This is a genomic window from Sphaerimonospora cavernae (assembly GCF_042435035.1).
GTDB classification, from domain to species: domain Bacteria; phylum Actinomycetota; class Actinomycetes; order Streptosporangiales; family Streptosporangiaceae; genus Sphaerimonospora; species Sphaerimonospora cavernae.
This window is the reverse complement of the sequence record NZ_JBHMQT010000039.1, coordinates 36,489-46,881: the sequence shown is the minus strand read 5'-3', so window position 1 is coordinate 46,881 and position 10,393 is coordinate 36,489. Positions and strand designations below refer to the sequence as shown.

The 10,393-nt window shown below is 69.4% G+C and carries 7 protein-coding genes; 3 read left to right on the top strand and 4 right to left on the bottom strand.

All coding sequences use genetic code 11. The annotated features are described in order from the left end of the window. Positions 1-786 (top strand): carbohydrate-binding protein (locus ACFHYQ_RS18660; protein WP_394302441.1); only part of this gene is annotated, 786 nt, incomplete at its 5' end. Positions 787-1,061: 275 nt separating this feature from the next. After that, positions 1,062-3,464 carry a M4 family metallopeptidase gene (locus ACFHYQ_RS18655; protein WP_394302440.1) on the top strand — a complete coding sequence of 801 codons (2,403 nt, stop codon included), beginning with the start codon at positions 1,062-1,064 and terminating at the stop codon, positions 3,462-3,464. Between the two features lie 104 nt (positions 3,465-3,568). Here ACFHYQ_RS18655 and ACFHYQ_RS18650 read toward each other — a convergent pair whose 3' ends face one another. The 4 genes from ACFHYQ_RS18650 to ACFHYQ_RS18635 all read right to left on the bottom strand — a co-directional run bounded on the left by ACFHYQ_RS18650 (position 3,569) and on the right by ACFHYQ_RS18635 (position 8,925). Further along, entirely contained in the window at positions 3,569-4,228 is a 660-nt protein-coding gene (locus ACFHYQ_RS18650) for a hypothetical protein (RefSeq protein WP_394302439.1), read from the bottom strand. Positions 4,229-4,311: 83 nt separating this feature from the next. Next, positions 4,312-5,010: a DUF4352 domain-containing protein gene (locus ACFHYQ_RS18645; protein ID WP_394302438.1), complete on the bottom strand. Its 699-nt coding sequence runs from the start codon at positions 5,008-5,010 to the stop codon at positions 4,312-4,314. Between the two features lie 178 nt (positions 5,011-5,188). Further along, complete coding sequence (locus ACFHYQ_RS18640) at positions 5,189-5,803, bottom strand: NYN domain-containing protein (RefSeq protein WP_394302437.1); 615 nt, start codon at positions 5,801-5,803, stop codon at positions 5,189-5,191. Between the two features lie 176 nt (positions 5,804-5,979). Continuing rightward, positions 5,980-8,925, bottom strand: a complete 2,946-nt coding sequence (locus ACFHYQ_RS18635) for a tetratricopeptide repeat protein (RefSeq protein WP_394302436.1) — start codon at positions 8,923-8,925, stop codon at positions 5,980-5,982. A 429-nt stretch (positions 8,926-9,354) separates the two neighbouring features. Here ACFHYQ_RS18635 and ACFHYQ_RS18630 point away from each other — a divergent pair, with 429 nt between their 5' ends. Continuing rightward, positions 9,355-10,374, top strand: coding sequence for a serine/threonine-protein kinase (locus tag ACFHYQ_RS18630; protein ID WP_394302435.1), 1,020 nt, complete (start codon positions 9,355-9,357; stop codon positions 10,372-10,374). The last annotated feature ends 19 nt before the right edge of the window (positions 10,375-10,393 follow it).

Sequence of the window (10,393 nt, the reverse complement as noted above, 5' to 3'; positions counted from 1 at the left end):
ACGGCAGGCCCGAGCAACGACTTCTCCGTTTCGGTGAGCCCGAGCTCCGGCAGCGTCCAGGCGGGCCAGTCGGTCACGACCCGGGTCAACACCGCCGTCACCGGCGGCAGCGCCCAGTCGATCACGCTGAGCACGCGTTCGCTGCCCAGCGGCGTGACCGCGTCGTTCAACCCCACCACCGTCACCGCCGGCCAGTCCTCCACACTGACCCTGTCCGCATCGTCGACCGCCCCGGGCGGCACCCGCCAGGTGACGATCGTCGGCACCGCCGGCTCGACCACCCACGAGGCGAACTACTCCCTCACCGTGGGCAACGACCAGCCGCCGCCGACGAACGACTTCTCGGTGTCGGTGAGCCCGTCGTCGGCCACCGTGCAGGCCGGTCAGTCGGCGAGCGCGACCCTCAGCACCCGGGTGACCAGCGGCAGTGCGCAGTCCGTGACGTTGTCGGCCAGCGCGCCCTCCGGGGTGACGGTGTCGTTCAGTCCGGCCACGATCACCGCCGGGCAGTCGTCCACGGTGTCGATCGCCACGTCCTCGACCACCACGGCGGGGAACTACACGATCAACATCAACGCGGCCGGCTCCTCGGCCACCCACTCGGCGGCGTTCTCGCTGACCGTCAACGGCGGCGGCGGCGGGGAGACCACCTGGGCGACCTGGACGCCGTACACCGCGGGCGACGTCGTGACCTACGACGGCGTGCGCTACCGGTGCATCCAGTCGCACACCTCGCTGCCCGGTTGGGAGCCGCCGATCGTTCCCGCCCTCTGGCAGCGGCTGTAACAACCGTGACCAGCGAATCTGATCGATGACGGGCGGGCGGCCATCCAGGCCGCCCGCCCAGGCCGTCAACGGACACGCCGCCATAGCGCCCGCTACATACCAAGCTTCGATATTTAGCGCCGAGTTTCGTACCTGTTGGTGCTTTTCAACAGGTTGATCCATATCTCGAAGATATGGAAAATTGGAGGGTTTCCTGACAGGTGATCTTGATGTCTGCTTGGGGGCTGGTCCGACTGTTCGGACCGTTCACCCCCCATGCAGAGGAGTCACCAAGCGTGAATCCCACGATGAGGTCGGGGGCCGTCGCGGTGCTGGCCGCGGTCACCCTGACCACCGCCTCGCTGACGGCGGTGCCCGCCGCCTCGGCGGCAACCGGCGCCAAGGCCGCCGGTGCTCAGGCCACCGCTCCCACGCCGCCGCCGGCCTTCGCTCCGCCGAACGCCCAGGAGCGCAGGAACGCCCAGACCAGCGCCGACAAAGCCCTGTCCGCGAACCCGTCCAAGCTGCTGCGTAAGTCGGGCAACGACAAGTTCAAGCTGCTGCGCAGCGTCGCGGGCACCCGCGGCCTGCAGTACCTGACCTACCAGCGCACCCACCGCGGCCTGCCGGTCTACGGCGGTGAGGTGGTGGTCGCCACCGACAAGACCGGTCAGAGCGTCGACACCGTCGTCACCGGCCAGCAGGCCACGGTGGACGTCGACACCAAGGCCACGGTGACCGCGGCGGCGGCGACGGCCACCGCCCGTGCGCAGCTGGCCTCCGTGGAGGAGGCGGCCACCCCCGCCCTGCTCGTGCACGCGACGACCGACACTCCCCGCCTGGCCTGGGAGGTCGTGGTAACCGGCACCTCCAAGCAGGGCGGCCCCAGCGTGCTGCACGTGTACGTGGACGCCAAGGACGGGTCGGTGATCGACACCGTCGACGACGTCCGCGAGGGCACCGGCAACGGCAAGTACAACGGCCGGGTGACGATCGACACCTCCGGGTCCGGCAGCTCGTACTCGATGACCGACCCCAAGCGGCCGGGGCTGCGCTGTGGCGGGCAGAACGGCGCGGCCTACACCAAGAGCAGCGACACCTGGGGCAACGGCTCGGGCACCGACCTGGAGACCGCCTGCGTCGACGCGATGTACGCCGCGCAGACCGAGTGGAACATGCTGCGCGACTGGCTGGGCCGCAACGGCACGAACGGCTCGGGCAGTTCGTTCCCGGCGCGGGTGGGCCTGGCCGACGTCAACGCCTACTGGAACGGCTCCTACACCAACTTCGGCCGCAACCAGGCCAACAACGGTCAGGCCACCTCGATGGACGTGGTCGGCCATGAGTACGGCCACGCGATCTTCCAGTTCTCCGGCTCGGGCGGAGCGGGCAGCGGCAACGAGGCAGGCGGGCTGAACGAGTCCACCGGCGACATCTTCGGCGCGCTGACCGAGCACTACGCCAACAACCCCAACGACCCGCCGGACTACCTGGTGGGCGAGTCGGTCAACCTCGCCGGGCGCGGCCCGATCCGCAACATGTACAACCCGAGCGCGCTGGGCGACCCCAACTGCTACAGCTCCTCGATCCCCAGCACCGAGGTGCACTCGGCGGCCGGCCCGCAGAACCACTGGTTCTACCTGCTGGCCGAGGGCAGCAACCCCGGCGGCGGCAAGCCGACCAGCCCGACCTGCAACAGCACGACGCTGACCGGGATCGGCATCCAGAAGGCCGGTCAGATCTTCATGGGCGGCCTCAACCTCAAGACCGCTCCGTGGACCCACGCCAAGGCGCGGGTGGCCACGCTGCGGTCGGCGCTGCAGCTGTTCCCGGGCGGCTGCACGGAGTTCAACGCGGTCAAGGCGGCCTGGGCCGCGGTCAGCGTCAACGCCCAGTCCGGTGAGCCGACCTGTACGGCAGGCCCGAGCAGCGACTTCTCCGTTTCGCTCAGCCCGAGCTCCGGCAGCGTCCAGGCCGGTCAGTCGGTCACGACCCGGGTCAACACCGCGGTCACCGGCGGCAGCGCCCAGTCGGTCAGCCTGAGCACGCGTTCGCTGCCCAGCGGCGTGACCGCGTCGTTCAGCCCGGCCACGGTCACCGCGGGCCAGTCCTCCACACTGACGCTCTCCGCCTCCTCCGGCGCGGCGGGCGGCACCTACCAGGTGACCGTCGTCGGCACCGCCGGCTCGACCACCCACGAGGCGAACTACTCCCTCACCGTCAGCGGCGGCCAGCCGTCGCAGAACGACTTCTCGGTGTCGGTGAACCCGTCGTCCGCCTCGGTGCAGGCCGGAAAGTCGGCCAGCGCGACCCTCAGCACCAAGGTGACCAGCGGCAGTGCGCAGTCGCTCACGCTGTCGGCCGGCGCGCCCTCAGGCGTGACGGTGTCGTTCAGCCCGGCCACGATCACCGCCGGGCAGTCGTCCACGGTGACGATCGCCGCATCCTCGGCCACCGCGGCGGGGACCTACACGATCAGCCTCAACGCGGCCGGCACGGTCAGTCACGCGGCGTCGTTCTCGCTGACCGTCACCGGCGGTGGCGGCGGTGGCGGCGGGACCGCCTGGGCGACCTACACCTCCTACAAGGTGGGCGACGTCGTGACCTACAACGGTGTGAGCTACCGGTGCCTCCAGGCGCACACGTCCATGCCCGGCTGGGAGCCGTCCAACGTTCCCGCCCTCTGGCAGCGGCTCTGAGTGTGGCGCTGAGCAGCGACGCTGACCAGAAGTGCTGATCAGCGGTTCAGATGAATGACTGGGCGGGCGGCCATCCGGGGCTGCCCGCCCAGGCGTTTCCCGGCTCAGTTCCGGGTCAGGGTCCAGGCGCCGTCGGCGCGGACGGTTACGAGGCGGGTGCCGGTGGGGAGCACGACCTTCCCCCGATAGCGGCCGATCTCGTTGATGAGGAGGTCGGAGAACGAGCCGAGCCGGGTGTGGCCGTGGACGATGAAGTTCGCCTCGCCGTCGTGCGCGGCGTGCATCGTGCGCAGGCCACGGGTGGGGGAGAGCTTGAGCACCTGGTCGCCCTGGCCGCGGATCGTCGCGCCGCACCAGCAGCGGGCCTTCTGGACAGGCAGGAAGGTCGCCGTCCAACGACCGTCGGCCCTGATCTCCAGCCCGATCGTGCCCTTGGTGCCGTAGTCGTTGTACAGGACCGTCCCGTCGTACCGGCCGATCTCGTTGACCAGGTACTCCCCGGTCTTGCCCCGGGGATCGATCGTGTGGACGATGAAGTTCGACTCGCCGTCGTGTGTGAGGCGGATGAGTCCGGGTTGCTTTGTGGCGCGGATGCGGATGACGTCGTCGCCGACGCCGCGGAACCGGGTGGCGGCCTGGGCGCTTGCCTCGGTGCCAGCCCGGGTGTTGATCTGGGTGTTGACCTGGATAGCGGCCTCGGCGGTGGCCGGGGTCGTGAGCGCGGCCGTGGTCAGGGTCAGTACGGCGATCATGCGGCGGATCATGTGCTTCTCCTCTGGGAGGGGGTACGGACGTCGCTTGGGTATGAGGGTCGCTCGGGTGGCGCGATCAGCGACTCGGGCAGGCGTCAGCGCAGGGTGACGGTGACCCCGCCGGAGAAGAACGAGTCGTGCAGCTCGATAGACTTGATCTTGAAGTCCTTCGGCACGTCGAAGATCAGGATGCCGTTCACGGTGTTGCCGGGGTTGATGTTGTTGAGGAAGGCGTTGGAATCCTTCATCCCGATGGCGGCGCCGGAGTCGGCGTCGAACTGCCGGCCCTGGGCGTCGATGAGCTTCTGGGCCGAGCCGGTGAACATCTGGGCCTTGTCGCCGATGTTCTTCACGTTCAGGTGGACCAGGACGTACTGCCCCTGCGCCTTGGAGACCATGAACCCCTCGCCCACCTGCGACAGGCCCTTCTCCACCTTGGTGACCTTGAAGGCGAACTTGCCGTCCTTGACCAGGTCGCCGATGCCGGGGGTCTTCGGCTTATCGGCCTGCTTGGGCTTGTCCGCCGCCTTGTCCGCCGCCTTGTCCGCCGGCTTGGCGGAGGTGCCGTTCGAGGTGGCGGTGGTCGTGGTGTCGCTGTCGCCGCCGGACCCGCCGCCGCTGAAGATCGCCGCCAGCACGATGATGCCCATGAGGACACCGGCGCTGATCAGCACGGCCTTGAGGCAACCGCCACCCTTCTTCTGCACGATCACGGTCTGCGGGTACGGCTGCGCGGCCTGCTGGTAAGGCTGCGCCGGGCCGTACGGACCGGGGTGTTGCTGGTTGCTGTGCACGAGGCCTCCAGAACGGGGGACGGGTATGGCGGCAGGGCCCTACGGCACACGCTGAGCGCCACGGCACAGCCACCATCGTGTAGACAACCAGCATTACAGCAGATTGTGAACTGAGAACACAAGTCAAATTATGGAAACAAGGAGACTGCCGCCATCAAGGGGTGGTTGGTGGGAGGCCTCAGGCGTGCGGTCTGCTGTAATCGGTGGGGTCGAGGAAGGCCCGGTAGTCACTCTCATCAAGCCAGCGACACCAGGGGCTCGACGTACCGTCGATCCGCAGCCGGCCTCCGCCGCCACGCCATGCCGCGACCTCGATGTGCCCGCACTTGAGCCCCTGCACAGCCTCGATCGCCGGCACCAGATCCGTGTCGCCGCTCAACACGACTCCGACGTCGTAGGAGTCGTCGACGGCGGCCAGCCTGAGGACGTCGACAGCCAGCGCCACATCGATGCCCTTCTCAACGGCAGGTTCATGCGGCCATCTGGTCGGATACCGCAGCGGTCGTCGTCTTACCAGCACTTTGGGGGAGCGGGTCCAAGCGTCCGATTGCCGATCGTTGGCGGCTGCCGCAGCAGGCTGCCGACGCGGGTTTGGTGCGCCACGATAGATCCGGACCTGAGCGAGTCGACTGGGGTAACCGTTTGTGGTGCGCTTTTGAACGATCAGTTGGCCGAGCCTGTATGGATCGATATGGCCGTTGGCGGGATGGGTGCCTCGCGGCCAGAAGGCTCGGAGAGCAGAACCATGAACATTTTGGTAGTCCATGAAGACTACGACACGTGCGGGGGCCACTACTCTGTGATACCAGAACGTGGCTCGCTCCACATAGAAAAGTCCCCGCCAGTCCCGGAGGAGGGCGGGGAAGAATCTCCTTCACGATACACCACTCGGCTGTCGGTGTCGAGCTGACCGGGACACTTCGTAGTCGACGTGTCACAGAATCGGCTGGTGGGCCTTGCCGTACGGGGTCAGTCCTCGGTGGGGAGGGCGGCGCGGAGGGTGGCGGTCCGGTCGCGGACGGCGTCCGCCTCGGCGTGGCCGAGGACGGTCAGCAGCTCGCCCAGGTGATCGAGCGCGGTGACCAGCGAGGGGCGGTGGCTCGGGTCGTGAGCGGCTCGCCGCTCCATGATCTCGACGCACCTCCTCTGGTACGGCAGCGCGTCCAGGTCCCGGCCGGCGTCGCGCAGATAGCCGCCCAGCCGGTCGAGCACCACGGCCAGCGCTCCGAGGAAGACATCCGGATCGGCCGAAGCGCCCGCCTCGAAGATCTCGACCACCTCGCGCTGCGCGGCGGCGGCCTCGCCGGGGCTGCCCTGCCGGGACAGGAGGGTCGCCATCGAGTCGAGCACGTGGGCGTACGGCATCGAGTCGGCGTCCGGATGCTGGATCACGTGGATTTCCCACAGCGCGGCGGCCCGGTCCAGGTGCCGCCGGGCATGGTCGAGCAGGCCGATGCCGAGGAGCTCCTGCGCCACGTCGTTGAGCGTCCGCACGGTGTGGGTCAGATCCTCCTGCACCTCGGTCAGCCGCTCCACCGTGGCTTCGGTGTCCCGGCCGAGGCAGGTCAGGATGAACAGCCGCCGGTGCAGCGAGCCGACGAGGCGATCGGTGTCGCCGAGCCCGGCCCAGATGTCGGCCGCCCGTTCGGTGTGCGGCAGCGCCTCCCGGTGAGCGCCCTTCTCGCAGAGGCGTTCGGCCAGGCTGTCGATGGTCTTCGCCAGCTTCGGCAGGTACGGCTCCGGCCGCTGGAGTGCCAGGTCCTCCAGGATCTCCATGGCCTCGTGCAGCATGCCGAGCGCGTCCTCGTCGTCGTTCTCACCGGTGTCGCCGTGTTCGTCGCCGTGTTCGTCGCCAGCCGCCTCGGCCGTACGATCGCTGAGCATGCGAAGCGCGTGCGCCAGCCCGGCGCGGTCGCCGGCCTCGCGGTAGAGGTCGACGGACAGCCGCAGCGTCGACAGGCACTCGTCGAGCCCGCCGGTACGCCACAGGTAGACGCCGAGGGAGAGCCAGGCGGAGGCGAGCCGGGACCGGAAGCCGACCGGGTCGTGCTGGATCAGCTCGCCATAGAGGGAGACCGACCGCCGCATCAGCGTCAGCGAGCGGTCGAGCCGATCCGTCATCTCGTGATAGCGGCTGAGACTGTGCAGCGTGGCGGCCAACTGCTCGCCGCGATCCGTGTCGCCCGGCCGGTAGGCCCGCTCCAGCAGGCTGACGGCCCGATCCAGGCTGGTGATCGCGTGCTCGAACTGGCGTGCCTCCTCCCAGATGCCGCCCAGCAGGCGCAGCGCGTCGGCGAGGTCGAGGTCCCACTCGGCGCCCCCCTCGTCGTACAGGCGCTGGTAGATCTCGGCGGACTCGCGCGCGCGGGCCAGCGCGTCGTCGATCCGCCCGCATACCCGCGAGGTGACCGCCGCGTTGAAGAGCACGTGCGCCAGCCCGGGCAGGTCCCCGGCCGTGCGGAACAGATCGATCGCGTCGGCCATGGCGGCGGCCGAGGCGTCGTGATCACCGTCCGTGTGCAGGTATGTGCCGAGTGCCCGGAGAGCGTCGGCCAGCCGTGGGTCCCCGGCCTGACGGTAGAGCTCGGCGGATCGCTTCGCCTCCGTGGCCGCGCGTGCCGCCTGGCCGTTCTCGGCGAGCCGCTCGGCGAGGCAGCCGTACGCCTGGGCGAGGTTGACCGCGTGTGATCCGTCCCGCTCGACCAGGTCCCGATAATGCTTGACCGCCTCCTCGGTGGCGTAGACGGCCTTGGCGCCGCGCCCGGCCGCGGTGTACCGGATGCCCAGGTTGACCAGGTCGATCGCCAGATCGGGCAGGTGCCGGCCGGGGTCGGCCGCGACGAGGTCGCGGTCGATGTCGACGGCCTCGAGCATGACCTCCAGCGCCTCCTCCACCTCCTGAAGGCGGCCGAGCACATCGGACAGCCGCCGCAGGTGGGCGGCCCGCAGGTCCGATCGGGGCGCGTCCAGGGCGAGCGCCTCGTCCAGGCAGTCGCGGGCCTGCGCCCACTGGCCGAGGTTGCCGTGCCGTACGGCGAGGCCGCCCCAGGCCAGGCCGAGCGTGACCTGGTCGGAGGGGTCGTCGCGCGCGGCGTCCAGCGCCTGCCGGGACGCCTCCAGCGCCGCGGTCAGGTCACCCGCCAGGTGGTGGATGTCGCTCAGGATGTTGAGCGTGAAGGCGACCTCGAAGGAGACGCCGACGTGACGGAACCACTCGACGGCCTTCTCGGCGACGGTGACCGCCTCCGCGTGGCTGCCCGTCTGGCTGAGCATCCGTGCCCGCAGCCGCAGCGCCAGGGCGTACGGCTCGGCGGACCACTCCTCCTCCAGCGGATCGAGCGCTTTCACGAGCCGGTCGGCGACCCGCAGCGCGGCGAGCGGCCGGTCGAGGCGGACGAGCAGTTCGGCGAGCGGCTCGGCCTCGGCGGTGGCCGCACGCCAGCGGGCCTCGCTGCGCCGGTCTTCCCGGAGCCGGTCTTCCCGGCGCGGGGCTTCGCGGCGTCTGGCGAGCCGGATCATGCCGTCGAAGGCCTGACGCCGCAGGGCCAGGGCCTCCTTCAGGTCACCGAGAGCGGTGAGGGGGGAGGCCAGCCTGCTCATCGCCACGGCGATCGCGAACTCGTCGCCCGTACGCCGATGGAGGTTCAGCGCCAGACGGCGTACGTCACGCTCGTCGGCGGCCCGATCTCGCGAGGCCAGACGATCGCCGAGCGCACCGAGCCACCCGAGAAGCTCGGCCTCCACGAACGCGGGCACCTCGATGACCAGCTGTTCGGGCCCGGCGATGTCGTCGTCGTCCAGTCGGGCGCACAGGTCGCCGAGCGCCCGTACGACGTCGGCGTCGAACCACTCGAACGACTCGGGCCGCTCGGCGGCGAGGTCCTGGTACTGGCGGATGAGGTGACCGATCGACATGCCCGGGGGACCTATTCCTTCTCACCTGGAACGTGATATTTGACGGATCATCGCGCAGATCACCACGAGATGTACAGATCCATCTGTAGCAGGAAGATTACCAGGTTGTTCATTGTGAATTCAATACACAAATCACCGTGATAGGGTTCCGCCTTGAGGGTGCCGGTGAAGCGGGGGAGCCGGAGCTTCGATGATGAGCCAAGGGTAGGCCATGGCCTGCGGCATAGATCGAAATCATATTGTTACTTCTGTTCACAGACGCATGTGTGTAGACCTGTCTGCACTGACCGGTTACTGTTGCCTGACGTGCGGTGAAGGTGGGGGCCTGATCACTTTGGGGCCGGAACGGACACCTCAAGGAGTGAGGCGGCGTATCCTGGGCGCGCCCTGGTGCGTTGCCCCCGGACGTCGCGGTAGAGGCAGGTGAGCATGGATCCCCTGGACCGCTCCGATCCCACCCGGATCGGCGGTGCCACCTTGCGCGGACGGCTCGGTTCCGGAGGCATGGGCCGGGTCTTCTACGGCGTCACCGACGATTACGAGCAGGTCGCCGTAAAGATCATCCGTGAGGATCTGCTCGGCCACGCCGAGCCCCGCGCCAGATTCGCCCGGGAGATCGACGCCCTGCGGACCGTACGGGGGCCGCACGTCGCCGCCCTGATCGACGCCTCCGGCGAGGATGAGGAGCGGCCCTGGCTCGCTGTGGAGTTCGTCCGCGGCCTGAGCCTGAAGGAGTTCATCGACAGCCGCGGCCCGCTCGGCGACGAGCACGCCGCGACGCTCGGCGTCCTGCTGGCGTCCGCGCTGGGCGACATCCACGCGGCCGGCCTGCTCCACCGCGACCTCAAGCCCGGAAACATCCTGCTCGGCAGGGACGGGGCGAAGGTCATCGACCTGGGCCTGGTCGCCCTCGCCGACGGCCCGACCGACCTGACCACGACCACCTCGACGCTCGGCACGCCCGCGTGCATGTCGCCCGAGCAGGCCAACACTCCCAAGAACGTCACCGCCGCCACCGATGTCTACGCACTCGGCGCGACGCTGATGTTCGCGTTGACGAAGCACTACCCCTACGACGGCAAGACCGTCGCGGCGCTGTTCATGAACATCATCAGCCCCGAAGTGGAGCCGGACCTCACCGGCGTCCCCGCGGAGTTCGCGCCGCTCATCGCCGCGATGCTGGCCCACGACCCGGCCGACCGCCCCACCGTGCCGGAGGCGTACGAGCGGCTCAAGGAGTTGGCGACCGCGGATGGGATCTCGCTGCCGGTGGCCGTACGCCGCTTCGCCGTGGCCACCTACGTCGAGCGGGAGACCGACCCGCAGGACCCCGCCCCGCCTGCCCGGCCGCGCCCTCGTGACCTGTCCGAGGTCGTCGTGCCCGGGTCGGTGGTCGCGCGGCTCGCCGACCGTCTCCGCGGCGCGTACGCCGCCGGCGCCCGCCTCTGACCAGCGCCCGTCTCTGACC

Bases quoted from the DNA above. Each gene is read 5' to 3' on its own strand.
- ACFHYQ_RS18635 (WP_394302436.1), bottom strand. From the start codon at position 8,925: ATGTCGATCGGTCACCTCATCCGCCAGTACCAGGACCTCGCCGCCGAG.
- ACFHYQ_RS18650 (WP_394302439.1), bottom strand. From the start codon at position 4,228: ATGATCCGCCGCATGATCGCCGTACTGACCCTGACCACGGCCGCGCTC.
- ACFHYQ_RS18630 (WP_394302435.1), top strand. From the start codon at position 9,355: ATGGATCCCCTGGACCGCTCCGATCCCACCCGGATCGGCGGTGCCACC.